This is a genomic window from Paenibacillus sp. FSL H7-0756 (assembly GCF_038006765.1).
Taxonomy (GTDB): domain Bacteria; phylum Bacillota; class Bacilli; order Paenibacillales; family Paenibacillaceae; genus Paenibacillus_AQ.
On sequence record NZ_JBBOVT010000001.1, the window covers coordinates 1792737 to 1811393 of the forward strand.

The following is an 18657-nucleotide window of genomic DNA, read 5'->3' on the forward strand; positions in this document are numbered from 1 at the left end:
CCCGGTCTGCAACCGATAATAGCTATATGGGCAATGAATACATAGCTGCGGTTATAGGGGAGAGCTGGATAATATGGACAATGATCTGGGAAGAACGATTAAGAATGACCTGATTAATGCCTATGGAGTGACTGTAATTCCGGCGGGAAGCAGACTGAATGCCGAGCATCTGGAGCTAATCCGCAAACAAAAAATCGACAGATTCGACATCCTTTTTGCAGATGAGGCTGACCAGGCGCCCTCCTACCAAAAGATGGTCAACAGTACAGTGGACCTGTCCAAGGAATTATTCGAATCTTACCGAATCTCCCGCAAAATCCCGCTGGCGGATATCCGCAAGGAGGTGCTTCCGGTCATTCAGGAAATCTCGCGCAACCCGGATATCTTCGCCTTGTTCCATTCGGTGCAGGGGAAGGATGATTATACATATGAGCACAATGTCGGCGTTGCGGTGCTCTCTACCCTGATCGGCAGATGGCTGGAGATGAGTGAAGCGGAGCTGTCCGTGCTCTCTATGGCTGCAACTCTGCATGACATCGGCAAGCTGAAGATTCCCTCAGAGCTGCTGAATAAGCCCGGCAAGCTGACGGACGAGGAATACGCTCAGGTGAAGAAGCACACGGTCTACGGCTACGAGATTCTCAAAGAAACCGCCGGAGCCAATTCACGCATTGCCCTGGTGGCGCTTCAGCATCATGAGCGAAATGACGGCAAAGGGTATCCGCTGGGGCTGAAGGACGAACAGATCGATCCGTACAGCAAAATAGTGGCCGTGGCCGATATTTTTCATGCGATGTCCAGCAAGCGCCCGTATCATGAACCGACGCCGTTCCATATGATTGTGGATCAGATGAGAAGAGGCAGCTTCGGCGCGCTGGACCCGCATATTGTAACCGTTTTTCTGGAAAATATCGTGAAGCGGTCGGTCGGGCGTGAAGTGGTCCTAACCGATGGCCGGGTCGGCGAGATTGTCTACCTGAACCCGCATGACATCGAGACTCCGCTGATCCGCATCGGGGATGAATATATTGATCTCAGCAAAAGAACGGAGCTTAATATCCGGGAGATCAGCCTCTGATTCCGATCTACTTGCTGAAATAATCGGCCACTCCCTCAGCGACTGCCTGAGCTGCCTTGCGCTGATAAGCCGCCTTGCGTACAATCGATTCGTCGTACGGGTTCGACAGGAAGCCCAGCTCTACAAGAGTGGCCGGCAGCGGATTCTCCCGCAGAATATGGTAGTCGCCGAAGGAGAGGCCGTTGCTGCGCAGACCGATGCCCTCACCCAGCCGGGTCTCCACCGCCCGGGCCAGCCGCAGATCATTCTGCTGCGAATAGAAGAAGGTCAGCGTGCCGGAGACATTTTTCGGCGATGAATTATAATGAATGCTGACAAAAGCGTCCGCACCGAGCGCCCGCCCGAGCTGCACCCGCTGGGAGAGCGCAGGCTTCTGGTCCCCGCGGGTCCGGGTCATCTCCACTCTGGCTCCCTTGGCGGTCAGATAATCCCGCAGGTAGAGGGAGGTCTGGAGCGTCAGATCCTTCTCCATCGTGTCATAGGTTGTCCCGAGCATGCCGGGATCGGTGCCGCCGTGGCCGGGGTCCACGATGATCAGCTTGCCCCGGATACTGCCGGATTTCCGTACCACACTCGGAGTCTGGCTATTTGAGCTGACCGTGCTTGCACTGCGGACGGTTCCGCCTGACAGATAGCCGGAGGATACCCAGCCGACCGTTCCTCCGGCGGTGCGGACCCGCGACCACTCTCCCTGACGGAGCAGGAGCGTCACCTTGTTGCCGGATTGCAGGGAGCCGACCACCTCATAACCGGTTCCCGGCCCGCTGCGGATACGCAGGGAAGACGCGGTCACGACAGCCGTTCCGCTGGAGGCCGAGGTGGTCTTGACTGCCGCCTTGGCCGATGCCTTGGAGGCGGCGGAGCTGGAAGAGGTGCTGGCGGAAGTAGTACTAGTGGAGGAGCTTCCGCTGGTACGCTTCAGATAATAACCGGCTACCCAGCCGGAGACAGAGCCGGCCCTGACCTTGAGCCAGCCATGCTGCTCTTCAGTGACGGTAACGGTGGCTCCGGCAGCCAGAGAGCCTGTGACGGCGGCGCTTGCAGCAGGCTCACTGCGTACATTCAGCGAGCTGGCGTACACTTTGGCGGTATAAGCAGTTGCAGCATAAGCGGTAGAAGACGGCAGAACAGGTGCCAGTATGGATGAAGTCAGCAGACAGGCTGACAGAACTGCGGTATGTATTTTTTGTCGCATACAAATAAAGCCCCATTTCCCCTAGAGATAACATTCTATTACCCGTTTCATCGGCCGGAGAATACCGAAAAATTAAAATTGAAGATAAATACCTACTCCAACTACTGCTAACAACGATGCTAATTATATTCTTCTGCGGCTGCCCAATATCGCCCGAGGCCCTATTCGTTGGCAGGAAATGTCTGTATAATTATTACATATTGGGGAAACAGACAAAGGAGTGCCGCCGTGATCAGACCTAGATTATTCATTGGTTCTTCCAGAGAATCTATCCGCTATGCCAGGGCTATCCACGAACAGTTGAAGCGGACCGCCGAGGTCCATCCGTGGTATGCCGCTGCTTTCCGGCCGAATGAATACACCATGGAAGCGCTGGAGCGGAATCTGGATATCAGCGATTTTGCCGTCTTTGTGTTCTCGCCGGATGATGTCGCCCGGATTAGGGGTAAATATTATTATGTGACCCGGGACAACACCCAGTTCGAAATGGGCCTGTTCTGGGCGAGGCTGCGACGCGGCAGGGTCTTCTGCCTGCTGCCGGATCAGGTGCCTGCCCGCAGTGATCTTGTTCCGGGTGAGAATGTGGAAGAGTATCATCTGCTGTCGGATCTGTCGGGACTAACCCCGCTGGAATATGAGTGGCAGCATGAGAATGCTACAGCGGCAGTGGATGTGAGCTGCGGCAAGATTATCGACAGCATTCAGGCGCAGGGGATGTACCACGACCCGGCTGTAGAGCTGTTGCAGCTTCGGGCAGAGCTTAGGCGAAAAGAAAGTATCCTTCACTTCTTTTGGCAATATAATAATAATGTAACCCCGCCTCAGGCAGCCGAGAAATATCAGGCACTGAGCGAAGCCGTCCGCAATTCATTCCTGCCCCCGGAGGATTGCCGGGTCATCGGAGCCGCCATGTGGCGGTCCGAAGCGGAAGCGGGCCTGAAGCAGGTCGGCGGCAATGTGGGACGCGGGCAGATGTATCCGTTCGCCGCCTTCGGGGACGGGAGTGTGAAGCCGGGGGTGCTGGATGCTTTTTTGGCAAAAGAATGGACTTTTTTACAGCGTACGGAAGTTGCGGAGGTATATATCCTATGCTATCCTTTAGGTGAGAACCATGTGCTGTCCGTGCACTTCTCGGGAAGTCAGAGATTGTCGGCGGAGGATATTACAGCAGTCGTGGCCTATAACCGGGATTTGTTCCGCACCGTCAATCATTTAGTGGGAGGGGACTAACAGGATGAAGAATATGAAGAATGCCGTTAGTGTATCCAGTACTGTCCGCCGGTCTGCAAGCGGTGACGGCAACAGCGCGGGAGGCAAAGGCCGCTCCAGACGTAAATCCGGCCCCAAGCTTACACCCTCAGCGTCAAGCGTGTATTTGGCACCATCCGTGGAGGGTGGCGACGACGAGTACAAGAAGCTGGTCAGCGGTAAAGTGGATAATAACAAGCCATCATTTGCCTGAATATTCGTTAACCTATGATACTAATGAACAGGTCTCCAGCAATCGCTGGAGGCTTTTTTTGGCGTTGAACGAACGGCGGAACGAAGAACGAATGAAGGAACGAACGGCCGCCGCCCATTTAGGTTATGCGCCTTTCTGATGCACCTGCTCATATATGGCAGCCTCCGTCTGCCGGGTCTTGAATTGAAACTAATATAAGGAATTAGGGTAATTATTTAGACTCTGCTGGAAGCGGGCCGAGTGGTGCGGGGCGGATTAGAGGGGGAGGGGAAGTTAGTTGAATGAGAAAATCAGGTGCATAAATGCACCTGAATCAAGGAAAAGTTGGTTAAATGAGCAAATGAGGAGCACAAGTGCACCAGATTCCGGCAAAAGGTAGCTAAAGGAGGAGAATAAGGTGCACTAATGCACCCGATTCCGCAGAAAGTGGGCGGTGAGCGGAAATGAGGAGCACTAGTGCACCTGTTCCCGTCAAAAGAAGCCGCCCATTAACCGGGCGGCCTCAGTACAGGTTTATTGCGCGGAGGAAATTCCGCGCTGCTTCTTTGCAACCTCGCGGCGCACCACCGGGGCGACCTCGGTGGCGAGCAGCTCAATGGCGGCGGCTACCTTTGCGTAGGGGAGGCCGCCGATGTCGAGCTGGGTCATGAAGCGGTTATGGCCGAAGAGCTCATGCTGATAGAGAATCTTCTCAATAATCTGCTGCGGGCTGCCCACGGCCAGGGTGTTGTCCGGCGAGGTGAACCGGCCGAATTCCCTGCGGGAGACCCGGTATTCCTGACCAGGGCGCGGGCTGATGCTATTACGGTAGCTGTAGTAATAAGGGTAATACTCATCGAGTGCCTGCTGTGAGGTCTTGGCGATGTAGCCGTGGCTGGTGATGGCGATCTTCAGGTCCTCCGGCTGGTGGCCGGCGGCAGCCCCGGCGCGGCGGTAGGTGCCGGCCAGATTCTGGAAGGGCTCCGGGCTGCCGCTCAGGATAGCGATAGCCATGCCTATGCCAAGGGCCCCGGCCTTCTCGGCACTTTCGGCCGAGCCGCCGATGCCGACCGAGAGCGGCAGCCTCTGCTGCAGCGGGCGCGGAGCGATCTCGGCGTTATGCAGCGGAGAGCGGAATTTGCCCTTCCAGTTCATGACTTCATGCTGGTTCAGTGTGAGCAGCAGGTCGAGATTCTCGCTGAACAGCTGCTTGTAATCCTCCAGCTCGTAGCCGAACAGCGGGAAGGATTCCAGGAAAGCGCCGCGTCCGGCAATGATCTCGGCCCGACCGCCCGACAAGAGGTCCAGGGTGGCGAAATCCTCGAAGACACGGACCGGATCAATGGTGCTGAGCACGGTCGTGGCGCTGGTGAGCTTGATCCGCTGTGTAACCTGGGCAATAGCTGCCAGGACAACGGGCACCGATGAGATTACGAAATCCAGCCGGTGATGCTCGCCTACGCCGAATACATCGAGCCCGGCTTCATCGGCCAGCTTCGCGGCTGCAATGACTTCCTGCAGGCGTTGGGCGGGGCTGATCCGCTGCCCTGTATGGCAGTCGGTAACAATATCGCCCAATGTATAAATGCCGAATTCAAACTCCGGCAGGCTTGCTTCTTTTTCTTGAGCATCCGCTTGTGTATTTGCTTGCGCATTAGCTTGTGTAATCCCTTGATTGTTCATGGTACAGACCCCTTATCATCCAGAATAGTGAGCAGCAGTTATCTTGTAAGCTTGTCCGTTAGTGCAAGGATATAGCCCAGTATACCATAATTACTTACTAATTGTAAGTATATGAGTGGAAGTTTGCGATTATCCCATTAATATGGGCTGCTTCCTCGCTGTTGTTTCATAGTTTCAAAAGGATGTCAGTATCAAATCAAATTAATCCGCTCGGATATTGTGTGTTTTTATTGACAGATCATCTGATGGATGATATTTTAAATTTACAAATTCCAATCAATTTACTTTGGATTATATTTTACCGACTGTACATACAGAGGTGCCTGCGTGATTGCTGCGCGAGGTTCCTCTGTTTTTTGTTACTAAGGGAGTTCAGCCAGAAGGAGGAGCAGATATGGGAGAGGCTTTGTTGTCCATCACAGCACTGAATAAGCACTTTGATGCCGCTGGAGGTAAGGTGCAGGCGCTGGAGGATGTCGAGCTGGAGGTGCAGGAGGGCGAGTTCATCACGGTGATTGGACCCAGCGGCTGCGGCAAAAGCACCCTGCTCCGCATCATTGCCGGTCTGGATACCGGCTATACCGGCAGTGTTACTCTGGAGGGAGCAGCGATCAGCGGGCCGGGAATCGATAAGGGGTTTATTTTTCAGGAGCACCGCTTGTTTCCCTGGCTTACGGTAGAGAAGAATATTGCCTCGGATCTGCCGCTGGGCAGGCCGGATATCCGGCAGCGGGTAGATGAGCTGATTGAGCTGGTGAAGCTCGGCGGCTTCGAGAAGTCCTATCCCCGTGAGCTGTCGGGCGGGATGGCCCAGCGGGTAGCGATTGCCCGGGCACTGCTGCGCAGTCCCAAGGTTCTGCTGCTGGATGAGCCCTTTGGCGCGCTGGATGCTTTTACCCGGGCGCATATGCAGGCGGTGCTGCTCGACATTTGGCGGCGGAACTGGACGACGATGATTTTTGTGACACATGATATTGATGAAGCCGTGTTCCTGGGGAACCGGGTGGTGATTCTGGAGCCCCGACCTGGACGAATCCGCAAGATCGTTCCCATAGACCTGCCGTATCCGCGCACCAAAACGACAACCTCCTTTCAGGAGCTGCGGCTGAAGGTTTTGAATTACTTTGAGAAGGTGGAGGAGCTTGAATTGAGGGACGGGGCGGGAATATAAAGTGAATCCAGATTCTTACTGTGGAAAAGTGAGGGTAAGTGCCGATTTATATCCGACTTAATCCATGCGAATATATTAAATGATTCTCAAGGAGGGACAGTCATGGCAGAGCGGACTGTAGCGGCAGAGAATGCCGGAAGAACCGGACGGCCTGATGGACCCGGAAAAGTGGTCATTGCCGGTCTGGGGCTGCTGCTTCCGGCAGGGGTGCTGATCCTGTGGCAGATTCTGGGCCATTACGGAGTGATCTCGGAGATGCTATTCCCGACACCTTATACGATTGTCCAGTCGTTCATTACGCTGGCGTCTACCGGAGATTTATGGAGCAACCTCAGAATCAGTGTCGTGCGGGCATTGTCAGGATTTCTGCTTGGGGGCGGGCTCGGCCTGTTCTTTGGCATACTGGTCGGATTATTCCGCCGGTCGGAGAAGCTGCTGGACCCCTCGCTGCAAATGATCCGGATGATTCCGAGTCTTGCCGTAGTGCCGCTGTTCATTCTCTGGTTCGGCATCGGCGAAGAATCCAAGGTGCTGCTGATTGCCAAAGGGGCGTTTTTCCCGGTCTACATCAATACCTTTATGGGTGTACGCGGGACGGATAACAAGCTGTTTGAGGTAGCCAGAGTGCTTGGCTTCAGCAGAGGGAAGCAGATTGTACGGCTGGTGCTGCCTGCGGCGGTGCCGAATATTATGCTCGGGGTACGCTTGTCGCTGGGACTCTCCTGGCTGGGACTTGTGGTCGCGGAGCTTATTGCTTCTACCTCGGGGATTGGCTACATGATGTCGGATGCCCGCCAGTTTGCCGATACGCCTGTTGTATTTGCCGGAATTATTGTATTTGCCGCTGTCGGACTGCTGAGTGACACGATTGTCCGCCTGATCGAACAGCGTCTGCTTCGGTGGCGGGACAGTTATCAGGGATAGGGGGGAAGAACATCATGAGTGAAGGGATAGAAGCCATAATTAAGACAGCCAAGGGGGTAAGGGAAGCCCGTGATTATAGCGGAACTGCTTCAATTACTACAGCTAACAACAAGAGAGAGACAGATTCTGTATTCTGGAAAAAGCTTCTGTATGACTGGGGAGCCGGGGCTGCCATTCCCGTAGCGGTACTAGCTGTATGGCAGCTTGCCGGGAGCGCAGGCTGGATCTCGCCGGAGTTTCTTCCGGCACCGCTGACGATCCTCTCCGCATTTGCGGATCTGGCCGTTAGGGGAGAGCTCATCCATCATCTGGGCGTCAGCATCGGACGGGCGGGCATCGGATTCCTGATTGGGGGGATTCTCGGCCTGCTGCTGGGGACATTGACCGGCTTGTTCCGCAGCGCAGCCTATCTGCTGGACCCGAGTGTTCAGATTCTGCGGCTGGTTCCGCATCTGGCGATTGCCCCGCTAATTATTCTGTGGTTTGGCTTTGGGGAGATTTCGAAGGTGGTGATTATCATGAGCGGCTCCTTCTTCCCGCTCTATATTAATACCTTCATGGGCATCCGGGGTGTGGACAACAAATTGTTCGAAGTGGCCCGGGTACTCGGCTTCAGTCCGCTGCAGAAGCTGCGGCGGCTGATCCTGCCGGCAGCGCTGCCCGGCATTCTCCTGGGACTGCGCTTGTCGATGGCTGTGGCCTGGATCGGTCTGGTGGTTGCTGAATTGATCGGGTCACAGTCCGGGGTTGGATTTCTCATTAATGAAGCGAAGCAGAATTCCAATACGGCAGTTATTTTTGTCGGAATACTTATTTTTGCTGTGGTCGGCAAGCTAATCGATTCTCTATTCCGCGTCATCGAACGCAAATTCCTGCACTGGCGTGACAGCTATCAAGGTTAATGACGGGCTAATGCAACGCTAACGCTAATGAAACCAAGGGGGAAACAACATGAACCAACCGGCACTGAAGGAAGCATTGAAACTGACGGCAGATGTACTGGTCATCGGCGGAGGACCGGCAGGAACATGGGCGGCACTTACAGCCGCAGCCAAGGGAGTGAAGGTGATTCTGGCCGATAAAGGCTACTGCGGCTCCAGCGGTGCAACGGCCCCGTCGGGCACCGGGGTCTGGTATGTGAAGCCGGAGGCAGAGCTGCGCGAGTCGGCGAAGGCCAGCCGTTATGCTATGGGCGGTAAGCTGGCGGAGCACCGCTGGATGGACCGGGTGCTGGACCGTACCTATGAGAATATGAACAGACTGGGCGTCAGCGGCTATCCATTCCCGGTGGATGAGCAGGGCAACCCGTACCGCCGGGGCCTGCAAGGGCCTGAATATATGCGCCTGATGCGCAAGCTGGTGAAGAAGGCAGGTGTCAAAATACTGGATCATAGTCCGGTACTGGAGCTGCTCGCCGATGAGCACGGGGTTGCCGGAGCCGCCGGCGTACAGACCCAGAGCGGAGAAGCCTGGAATGTGCATGCAAGGGCGGTAGTTATCGCTACCGGAGGCTGCGCTTTCCTCAGTAAGGCGCTGGGCTGCAACGTCCTGACAGGCGATGGTTACTTATTCGCTGCGGAAGCAGGGGCGAGCCTGTCCGGCATGGAGTTCTCCAATGCCTATGCGATCTGCCCGACCTTCTCCTCTGTAACGAAGACTGCGTATTACAGCTATGCCAGCTTCTATTATGAAGACGGCAGTGTGGTGGAAGGAGCGGGCTCCAAGAAGGGCCGCTCGGTAATTGCCAGGAATCTGCTGGCAGGCCGCCAGGTGTTCGCGAAGCTTGACGGAGCCGATGAGGCTTTGCAGCCGCTGCTGCGGGTGGCGCAGACGAATTTCTTCCTGCCGTTCGACCGGCGGGGCATCAATCCCTTCAAGGATGTATTCCCGGTGACGTTGCGGCTGGAAGGCACAGTCCGCGGCACAGGCGGCATCCGGATTACAGACGAGAATTGCGGCACGGGTGTTCCAGGGTTATATGCCGCAGGGGATGCGGCTACCCGGGAGCTGATTTGCGGCGGATTCACCGGAGGCGGCAGCCATAATGCCGCCTGGGCAATGTCTTCCGGCTCTTTCGCCGGAGAAGGGGCGGCAGCCTATGCAGCCGGACTCGGGCGGCATGCGGATCACCGCACACCCGCCGGGTTATCCTCTTCACCGCTGGTTCACCAGGAAGTGAAGGCGGGAGCGGCGGCCAGAACCGCAGAATATGTGGAGGCTGTGCAGGCAGAAGTCAAACCGTACGACATTAATCTGTTCCGTACAGAGCAGAGACTGGCCTCTTCGCTGGAACGTCTGGACGGACTATGGAGAGAGCAGCGCAGCCGGGAAATCCAGCGTACGCCGGAAGGCATGAAGGCGCGTGAAGCCGAAGCGATGACGGCAACGGCACGCTGGATGTACAGCTCCGCACTGGCCCGCACTGAAACCAGGGGAATGCATAAACGGGAGGACTTCAAGGGAAGTGACGACAGCCAGCATCACCGCTTGATTAGCGGCGGACTGGATCAGGTATGGGTGAAGACAGAAGAGATAGCGAAGGAGAGTGTATTGTTGTGATTGAAGTCATCAGCGCTGACCGGTGTGTAGAATGCAACCAATGCGTATCCGTCTGCCCGACCAATGTATTCGACCGGGTAGATAATGGAATTCCTGTTATCGCCCGGCAGAGCGACTGCCAGACCTGCTTCATGTGTGAGCTATATTGTCCGGTGGATGCGCTGTATGTTGCTCCGGATTCCGAGGGGATTACCGGGATAACAGAGGCAGAGCTGGAGGAGCAAGGCCTGCTTGGAGGCTACCGCGAGAAGGTAGGCTGGGGCAAGGGCAGACAGCCGGTGGCTAGTCATGACTTCATGGTTAAGCTGGCGGCGCGGGCAGGATTCTGATTTCAGATGCGTTAACATCATCCAGCAGACGACTGAGGGGAGAATACAGCAATGAGCAAATTGTACAGAGAGATTAAGGGTGTATGGAGCAAAGAGGGACGCCCCGCGCTGATTACAGCTGTGGTGATGATCATGCTGGTACTGCAGGCTTGCGGCAATAATACAGGTTCGGGTAGCAGCAGCCCGGCAGCAGGCAGTGGAGGTACCAATACCGCTGAAGCGGCTGGCGATAAGGCTGCAAGCCATGTTCCGGCTGTGCTGAATTTCGGCTACATTGGCTCCAATAAGCTGAATCTGCCGGGAGGCGCGGAAGGCTGGGGCCTCTACAAAGGTATTATTCAGGAAGAGCTGAAACCATACGGAATTACCGAAGTAAAGCTGACAGGCTTCCCGAACGGACCGGATCAGACGGAATCATTAATCAGCGGCAGACTTGATTCCGGCAGTCTTGGGGATACCCCGGCGATTATCGCCTACGCTTCAGGAGCCAAGACCCGTCTGATCGCCCAAACCACGGCCCATACGGTCGGTTATCTGATCGGCAAGAAGGATGGACCGAAGACGGTACAGGGTCTGAAGGGCAAGACGATTGCGATCCAAAAAGGTTCGTTTATGCACCGCTACGTAGTTGGCCTGCTGCAGCAGGAGGGCGTTACTGACTATAAGCTGGTTCATATGCTGATTCCGGATGCGACTGCAGCACTTGCCCGTGGAGATGTGGATGCGACTACCAATACCGGTGTGCCTGCGCTCAAGCTGATTGATCAAGGATATATTCATCTGGATGATGCTTCAAGCCACCCGGACCTGCTGGGCAGCAGCGCTACCGTAGTGTCGGAGGAGTATCTTGCGAAATTCCCAGATTTCCCCATGGTCTGGAATGCGGCCCGGGAGAAGGCACTGGCCGACCTGAAGCAGCATGAAGATGAATATTATAAGTTCCTGGCAGAGATCGGAGATACCACCCCGGAAATCGCGAAGCAGGTCACTCCGATTAGTGATATCAAGGATACAGCCTTCACTGATGACGGCCTTAAGCTGCTGGAGGGCACCAAGAATTTCCTCGTCGATGAGAAGCTGGCCAAGAAGGATTTCAATATCAGCGATTGGCAGATCAAGTAACCAGACTAACAACATGGAAGATAGCAGGCAGATGATCCAGGCGTCCAAGGTGCTCCAGTGCCATTTATGGCAGAGGAGTGCCTTTTTGAATGATCGCGGGAACATCTGCGCAAACTTTTATATATACGAACTCGGCGGTTGAGATTATACTAAGTTGAACGAACCGTTTCTTCAGCAGGCGGAGCGTCTCCCCAGATGTACGCACACAGACACTAGAATATTATGCTGGAGGAAATTGAATGAGCATTACAGAACTTACTAGCCAACTTTCCAGTTTCACAGGAAGGCTACTGCGGGAACGCTTCGGGAAGGGACCTGAATCGATACATGCCTCGATCGGGCAGCAGTGTATTGCACTGCATATCCGTAACTTCATCGGACCTGTGGAGAGGTTTTTATTGAATAAGGAAGAAGAACAGGCGTTTCGTTATACACGGGAGCTTCTGATGAAGTCCCTGCTTCCCGAGCTTGCAGCGTACCTGAAGGAGAGCATGGCTATTGAGGTCGGCGAGCTTTTTTATGATTGGGGCATTCATAACGCATCGGGGATGATCGTGGCACTCATCAAGAATGACGATGTACCAGTTGACGATTATGCCGGGCGCGAAGAAGTCCATAACCAGATTAAGGAAGTAAGCAGCAAGGTCCAGAAGGAACCGGTCCATACGGACTCCTGGTGGCTGGGCCCCCGCATTCTGATTATTAAGCGTGAGGGCATTATGATTCCGCTAGAGAAGGAATTGATTGGCCTCGGCTATGAGAATACGCTTAAGACCACCAAGCGCAAGATGGAAAAACGATATTTGGAGGATACCACCACCATCGCCCAGATGCTCGGCAAAGAGCTGGCGGATATTTATGTGGACTGGGACTTCGACAAAGATACAAGCGTGATAGCCTATACTTTTCATTAAAGTCTAACCATATATGAGGTGGAAATGAGTCGGACATGCAAATGAGCCGAACATGAGCCGAAGAAGGGGGAATGGTCCCTTTCTTCGGTTTTTTTATTTTCTGCCTATCCGAAGCCGACGGTGCTGGGACTTTTTAGGAGGATAAGCTGGATGGAGGAGTACAAGTGGACGGTGCTGTATGTGGAAGATAATCAGCTCAATATGGCCTTGGTGTATCATATCTTCAAAAAAAACCTGCCCTCCGTATTGCTGCTGAAAGCTGAAACGGCGGAGCTGGGACTACGCATGGTGCGGGAAGCTCTGCCGGATCTGATCATCCTGGACATCGGGCTTCCCGGCCTTAACGGATATGAAGCCTTGGAAATATTGCAGCAAGATCAGGCGACTTGTCATATCCCGGTACTGGCGACCAGTGCGTTTGCCCAAAGTACGGATATTGCGAAGGCCCGGGAGAAGGGCTTTGCCGAATATATCACCAAGCCGTTTCAGGTTAAAGCGTTCACCGAAACCGTGAAAAGGCTGCTCTACGGAGAAGACTTACAGAAGATTTAGCTTATGTGGCAACAAGGGAAGGATTAAAGGTAGGGAACTGGGGAGATCTCTGTCTGACGGCGGGTTCACGGGCTGCAGTGTTCAGCTGAATAAATAAACGTCTAAATTAGACATAATGATTTGACTTTCGCCCGATTATGCAAGATATTTATATTGCAGATTTAATATAAAAGAATTGCATCTAATACTTCACAAACGGGCGGTGGATCTTATGCTAAGACAGCATACGGAGACGTCTTCTCCATGGGAACAGGCATTTAAGACAGGAACTGCCGGAGTAGCATTCCTCTCCATTGCTGAGGAATGGACCAATGTGAGTCCGGCGGTAACCCTCTTGCTCGGGTATACCGGAGAACAACTGCTGGGACGCAAATTCTCGGAGTTCTGGTATGGAGACTGCCTGCACATACATAGTTACAGGATGGGGAGCCTCAGGACGGGAGCAGCCCCTTTTTTTGAAGCTGAAGTAGAGCTGCGCCATGCGGACGGCTCTGCGGTTCCGGTGCTGCTGCATGTAGCGAAAGTGAACGAGCCTTCGACGGGAGAGGGGCTGTATTATCTCGTTCATCTCGCCGGGAGACCGCTTGCGGCATCTGTGGAGGAACTCCCCGGGCCGTCTAACGGGCTGTACCGCCTGATTGCCGACAATATCAGGGATATCGTCTACTATGCTGCCCCTGGTTCGCTCTGCCGCTATTGCTCCCCTTCTGTGGAAGAGGTGCTCGGCTACACACCGGAGGAGCTGATCGGCCATGACATCAGCAGGCTGGTTCACCCTGACGATCTGGCCCTGTTCAATGAGCAGCAGATTGCAGACGCGCCTGTCGTCCAGCTGCGGATTCTTCATGCGGACGGCGGATACCTCTGGATTGAATTCACCTTAAGGATGGTGGAGGACGGCGGGGAGCGCGGGGTGCTGGCCGTAGGCCGCGATGTGACTCTGCGCAAGAAGACAGAGCAGAAGCTGCAGGAGTCCATTGAGCGTTATACATCGCTGAAGAAGTATAATCATGATGCCATTATCTCCCTCGATCTGGAGGGTCATATAATCAACGGCAATGAACAGGCGGTGCGGCTGACGGGTTATACCATCGCCGAGATGGTGGGCATGAGTGTCGGCCGGATCATCGGCGAGCGCCAGTTGCAGAATGTAATCGGCCCCCGCCGCTCAAGCGGCTCCGTGGAACAGGATATCAACCTGATCTGGCATAAGGACGGGCATTCGGTGGAGGTTCTGACCACTCTTGCGCCGATTATTATCAATCAGTCTACCGTAGGCTTTTATATTATCGTCAAGGATATTACTGAGCAGAAGCAGCTGCTGATTGCCAAAGAGACCGCAGAGAATACGAACCGTGCCAAGAGCGAGTTCCTGGCCATGATGAGCCACGAAATCCGCACCCCGATGAACGGGGTGATCGGGATGACCGACCTGCTGCTGGAGAGCAGTGAGCCAGGTTCACAGCAGAGGGAGTTCCTGGAGATTATCCGCCAGAGCGGTGAATCGCTGCTGAATATCATCAACGACATTCTCGATCTCTCCAAGATTGAGGCCGGCAAAATCTCACTTCACGAAGAGCCGTTCATCCTCCAGCACTGCCTCGATTCCGCGCTGGAGCTGCTTCAGCTCAAGGCGGAACGCAAAGGCCTGACAATCCGTGTGGAGACGGAGCCGGATGTGCCGCAGCGGCTGATCGGGGACGGGGAGCGGCTGAAGCAGATCCTGCTTAATCTGGCCGGCAATGCTGTGAAATTCACCTGCACCGGCGGAGTACAAGTAGGCGTGAAGCGCCTTGAAGCAAGCCCGGCAGGGGTAACGCTCCAGTTCACTGTGGCGGATACAGGGAACGGGATTCCCGAGGAGGCCCGCAGCCGTTTGTTCGAGCCGTTCTATCAGCTGGAGCATTTCAGGGGCCGCCAGGGGGAAGGGACCGGTCTGGGGCTGGCGATCAGCAAGCAGCTGGCGGAGCGGATGGGCGGCGGCATCTATCTCGATACGAAGGCGGAGCAGGGGGCGACCTTTGTGTTCACCGTGGTCCTAAGGACAGAAGCGCAGGCGCTTCCGGCTGAAGGGCCGGAGGGGAATCTGCCGGATCAGCAACCGGCGGGCCGTTCACTGCATATTCTGGTGGCCGAAGACAATGTGATCAATCAGATCGTCCTGCGCAAAATCCTGGAGAAGCGCGGCTTCACCGTCGATGTGGCCGAGGATGGGCGGCAGGCGTTCGAGATGAATGCACAGCACGGCTATGATCTGATCTTCATGGATGTGCAGATGCCCGGCATGAACGGCCTGGAGGCCACCGCTGCTATCAGGGCAGAGCAACCGGCTGAAGAGCAGCCGGTCATCGTTGCAGTGACGGCCAACGCGCTCAAGGGTGACCGGGAGCGGTGTCTGGAAGCAGGGATGGACGAGTATATCAGCAAGCCGCTGAGAAGCGACAGCATTTTGAAGGTGATCAGGAAATTTTTTGCGGAACAGGAATAAGCAGTCTCCTATTCACAGCTTAATCACAATGCTGTATTAAAGCTGCAATGCATTGCTGTATTGTCTTGCATATGGAAGTCTTTTTGATTAAGATAGCAGAAACTAGTGCGCAAGAAGCACTGATATACCTTGTAATGACAATGACGAAGAGAGTAAGCACTCCATAGCGGATCTTAACAGGGAAGGCGTGCCGGAGACTGAGAGCACCCTCATTAGACGCTTAGTGCCGAAGTTCACTTCCGAGTCGGTCCCTGAAGTACACTGCTGCAGCAGGTATGGGTAGGGCGGCCCGCTTCCAGCGTTAACGGATGTAAGACAGACTGAATCCACAGGCCGGCAAGCTTCAGGTGTGCCGCCGCATAGCTGCTGCGTCAGCGGGATTCAGCTCTAAATAAGGGTGGTACCACGGCTCCTCGTCCCTTGCGGCGGGGGGTCTTTTTGCGTTCGTTCATAGCCTTAACTATTAACTACACAAAGGAGTGTCTTGGAATGAGTAATGTGGAATTGGATGATCTGAGAGCAAGATTGGATGAGATTAACGGTCAGCTGCTGGAGCTGATCTCGGAGCGTGCCGGAATCGTTCAGGAGATTGGGGTGCTCAAAGAGAAGCAGGGCGTGCCGAAGTTCGATCCTGAACGGGAGAAGGCGATGCTGGAGAAAATGGTGGCAGGTAATAAGGGGCCGTTCACGGATGGAACCATCCGTACGCTGTTCAAGCAGATTTTCTCTGCTTCGCTTGATCTGCAAAGTACAGAGCATAAGAAGACCCTGCTGGTCGCGCGCAAAGACCATGCGGAAGATACGGTTATCAAGCTTCCGGGCGGCGTTACGGTAGGCGGATTATCCTCGCTGATGGTGGCTGGCCCCTGCTCGGTGGAGAGCGAGCTGCAGACCCGTACGGTGGCGGCGGCCTTGCAGAAGGCAGGCGTTAAGGTCATGCGCGGGGGTGCCTTCAAGCCCCGTACCTCGCCTTATGATTTCCAGGGGCTGGGCATGGACGGGCTGAGAATACTGCGTGAAGCGGCGAATGAATACGGGCTGCTGACGATCAGTGAAATTGTTGATCCCCGGCATATTGAAGAAGCACTGGATTACGTGGATGTCATTCAGGTGGGCGCGCGGAACATGCACAACTTCGAGCTGCTCAAGGCAGTGGGGGAAGTGAACAAGCCGGTGCTGCTGAAGCGCGGATTATCCGCCACGCTGGATGAATTCGTCCATGCGGCCGAATATATTATGTCCCGCGGCAATATGGAGATTATGCTGATTGAACGCGGTATCCGCACTTATGAGAGATCAACGCGCAATACGCTGGATATCTCGGCGGTGCCGATTCTCAAGCAGGAATGCCATCTGCCGGTGCTGGTCGATGTCACCCATTCCACCGGACGCAAGGACATCCTGATCCCGTGTGCCAAGGCCGCGCTTGCTGCCGGTGCCGACGGTATTATGGTGGAGGTGCATCCTGATCCGGCTACTGCCTTGTCCGATGCGGCGCAGCAGCTGAATATCGAGGAGTTCAACACCTTCTTCAATGAAGTGAAGGCTTCGGGATTATATCGTTAAGCTGCTGAATAGAGTGAATTCAAATCATAGTTCAGGACATAGGAGGAACTGAAATTTTGAAGCAAATCGTCTCATACAACAACGGTTGGTTCTCCAACACACGGAGTGATATTTTATCAGGCATGACCGTGGCTATTGCCTTAATTCCTGAAGCGATTGCTTTCTCCATCCTGGCTGGTGTAAGCCCTATGGTTGGATTGTACGCCTCCTTCTGTATCGCTGTTGTAACGGCCTTCGCCGGCGGGCGGCCGGGGATGATCTCGGCGGCGACAGGGGCGATGGCGCTCTTGGTCGGCAGCCTGGTGCTGTCATATGGCATCGAGTATCTGTTCGCAGCTACCGTGCTGGCAGGAATCCTGCAGATCGTGATGGGGCAGCTGAAGCTGGGCAGATTCATCAGCTTCCTGCCCCAGCCGGTCATGACCGGCTTTGTCAACGCGCTGGCGATTCTGATCTTCATGGCCCAGCTGGTACATTTTGAAGGACAGGGCTGGATCATGTATGCACTGGTGGCTCTTACGCTGGTCATTATCTATACGGTTCCCCGGATCACCAAGGCGGTGCCGTCGGCGCTGGTCGCCATTGTCGTAGTCTCTGTCCTGAGCATTGTGCTGGATCTGGATGTACGAACTGTGGGCGATATGGGGAATATTACCTCGGCGCTGCCTGTATTCCATCTGCCGGATCTTCCCTTGACGCTGGATACGCTGCTGATTATTCTGCCGTATTCGCTGTCACTCGCGGTAGTAGGATTACTGGAATCGCTAATGACGGCCACGCTGATTGATGATATTACCGGCACCGGCAGCGACAAGAACCGCGAAGCGAAGGGGCAGGGCCTGGCCAACATCGTGACCGGCTTCTTCGGTGGCATGGCGGGCTGTGCGATGATCGGCCAGTCGATGGTCAATATGAAATCGGGCGGACGGACGCGCTTGTCCACTTTTGTCTCCGGGATCTTCCTGCTGTTCCTGATACTTGTGCTGGGTGATGTGGTGAAGCAGATCCCTATGGGCGCATTGGTCGGTGTAATGATTATGGTCTGCATCAGCACCTTTGAATGGAAGTCGCTGACCTCCTTGCGGAGGGTACCGCTAAGCGATGCCCTGGTTATGGTAGTAACTGTAGTAACAGTAGTGGCTACGGATAACCTGTCGATCGGTGTGCTGTTCGGTGTCCTGCTGAGCGCCTTATCTTTTGCCTGGAGGATTGCTTCCATCCAGCTGAGTGTTCATACTACCGCATCTGTAACGACCTATAGAGTATCTGGCCAGCTGTTCTTCGGGACAACGAGCCATTTCGTAAATGAATTCATGTATGACAGTGATCCGGCGCAGGTCATTATCGACTTCAGCCGTTCCCATGTATGGGATCAGTCGGCCGTGGGCGCAATTGCCAAGACGATCGACAAGTACGCGGCACGGGGTACTAAGGTCACCCTCACCGGTCTTAATGAAGAGAGCGCCAGGCTGGTGCAGCGGGTGGGCTTGTCGCCTTCGGGCGGCCATTGACGGAAATTAACGGATAAGGAATAGAAGGCTGTTTTTGGAGCGGTTGAGCTTCAGAAGCAGCTTTTTATTTGGAAATTCAAATTTTAATAGTTAATGCCGTCTTTTGGAAAAGGATTTTTGAAAA

Annotated in this window: 16 protein-coding genes; 14 read left to right on the top strand and 2 right to left on the bottom strand. The window is 54.7% G+C overall.

Going from position 1 to position 18657, the window contains the following annotated elements; all coding sequences use genetic code 11:
* The first annotated feature begins 73 nt into the window (after window positions 1–73).
* Window positions 74–1078, top strand: a complete 1005-nt coding sequence (locus NST04_RS08090) for an HD-GYP domain-containing protein (protein ID WP_341183835.1) — start codon at window positions 74–76, stop codon at window positions 1076–1078.
* A 7-nt stretch (window positions 1079–1085) separates the two neighbouring features.
* Here the strand turns inward: NST04_RS08090 and NST04_RS08095 are convergent, their stop codons facing one another.
* Window positions 1086–2273 (bottom strand): N-acetylmuramoyl-L-alanine amidase, encoded by a 1188-nt coding sequence (locus tag NST04_RS08095; protein WP_341183836.1) that lies wholly within the window; start codon window positions 2271–2273, stop codon window positions 1086–1088.
* Window positions 2274–2501: 228 nt separating this feature from the next.
* Here NST04_RS08095 and NST04_RS08100 point away from each other — a divergent pair, with 228 nt between their 5' ends.
* Together NST04_RS08100 and NST04_RS08105 are read left to right on the top strand one after the other, a co-directional pair.
* Window positions 2502–3503, top strand: coding sequence for a TIR domain-containing protein (locus NST04_RS08100; protein ID WP_341183837.1), 1002 nt, complete (start codon window positions 2502–2504; stop codon window positions 3501–3503).
* A 4-nt stretch (window positions 3504–3507) separates the two neighbouring features.
* The gene (locus NST04_RS08105; protein ID WP_036730425.1) at window positions 3508–3735 is read left to right on the top strand and encodes a hypothetical protein; all 228 of its coding nucleotides are present in this window, start codon (window positions 3508–3510) and stop codon (window positions 3733–3735) included.
* Between the two features lie 513 nt (window positions 3736–4248).
* Here the strand turns inward: NST04_RS08105 and NST04_RS08110 are convergent.
* Complete coding sequence (locus tag NST04_RS08110; protein ID WP_341183838.1) at window positions 4249–5397, bottom strand: LLM class flavin-dependent oxidoreductase; 1149 nt, start codon at window positions 5395–5397, stop codon at window positions 4249–4251.
* A gap of 394 nt (window positions 5398–5791) precedes the next feature.
* On the opposite strand from NST04_RS08110, the gene NST04_RS08115 reads away from it, so the two are divergent.
* The 11 genes from NST04_RS08115 (at window position 5792) to NST04_RS08165 (ending at window position 18533) form a co-directional block, all read left to right on the top strand.
* Window positions 5792–6568: an ABC transporter ATP-binding protein gene (locus NST04_RS08115; RefSeq protein WP_341183839.1), complete on the top strand. Its 777-nt coding sequence runs from the start codon at window positions 5792–5794 to the stop codon at window positions 6566–6568.
* 102 nt (window positions 6569–6670) lie between these two features.
* The gene (locus NST04_RS08120; protein ID WP_341183840.1) at window positions 6671–7492 is read left to right on the top strand and encodes an ABC transporter permease; all 822 of its coding nucleotides are present in this window, start codon (window positions 6671–6673) and stop codon (window positions 7490–7492) included.
* A 14-nt stretch (window positions 7493–7506) separates the two neighbouring features.
* Window positions 7507–8394 carry an ABC transporter permease gene (locus NST04_RS08125; protein WP_341183841.1) on the top strand — a complete coding sequence of 296 codons (888 nt, stop codon included), beginning with the start codon at window positions 7507–7509 and terminating at the stop codon, window positions 8392–8394.
* A gap of 49 nt (window positions 8395–8443) precedes the next feature.
* Window positions 8444–10051: an FAD-binding protein gene (locus NST04_RS08130; protein ID WP_341183842.1), complete on the top strand. Its 1608-nt coding sequence runs from the start codon at window positions 8444–8446 to the stop codon at window positions 10049–10051.
* The gene (locus NST04_RS08135; RefSeq protein ID WP_340937898.1) at window positions 10048–10380 is read left to right on the top strand and encodes a ferredoxin family protein; all 333 of its coding nucleotides are present in this window, start codon (window positions 10048–10050) and stop codon (window positions 10378–10380) included. The genes NST04_RS08130 and NST04_RS08135 overlap by 4 nt, the downstream gene beginning before the upstream one ends.
* A 51-nt stretch (window positions 10381–10431) precedes the next feature.
* Window positions 10432–11502, top strand: a complete 1071-nt coding sequence (locus NST04_RS08140; protein ID WP_341183843.1) for an ABC transporter substrate-binding protein — start codon at window positions 10432–10434, stop codon at window positions 11500–11502.
* 239 nt (window positions 11503–11741) lie between these two features.
* The gene (locus NST04_RS08145) at window positions 11742–12416 is read left to right on the top strand and encodes a Na-translocating system protein MpsC family protein (protein WP_341183844.1); all 675 of its coding nucleotides are present in this window, start codon (window positions 11742–11744) and stop codon (window positions 12414–12416) included.
* A gap of 150 nt (window positions 12417–12566) precedes the next feature.
* A complete protein-coding gene (locus tag NST04_RS08150; RefSeq protein ID WP_341183845.1) occupies window positions 12567–12968 on the top strand; it encodes a response regulator in 402 nt (133 codons plus the stop codon).
* 211 nt (window positions 12969–13179) lie between these two features.
* Window positions 13180–15456, top strand: coding sequence for a PAS domain S-box protein (locus NST04_RS08155; RefSeq protein ID WP_341183846.1), 2277 nt, complete (start codon window positions 13180–13182; stop codon window positions 15454–15456).
* Window positions 15457–15945: 489 nt separating this feature from the next.
* A complete protein-coding gene (locus NST04_RS08160; RefSeq protein WP_341183847.1) occupies window positions 15946–17022 on the top strand; it encodes a bifunctional 3-deoxy-7-phosphoheptulonate synthase/chorismate mutase in 1077 nt (358 codons plus the stop codon).
* Window positions 17023–17078: 56 nt separating this feature from the next.
* Window positions 17079–18533 (top strand): SulP family inorganic anion transporter, encoded by a 1455-nt coding sequence (locus NST04_RS08165; protein WP_405104451.1) that lies wholly within the window; start codon window positions 17079–17081, stop codon window positions 18531–18533.
* The last annotated feature ends 124 nt before the right edge of the window (window positions 18534–18657 follow it).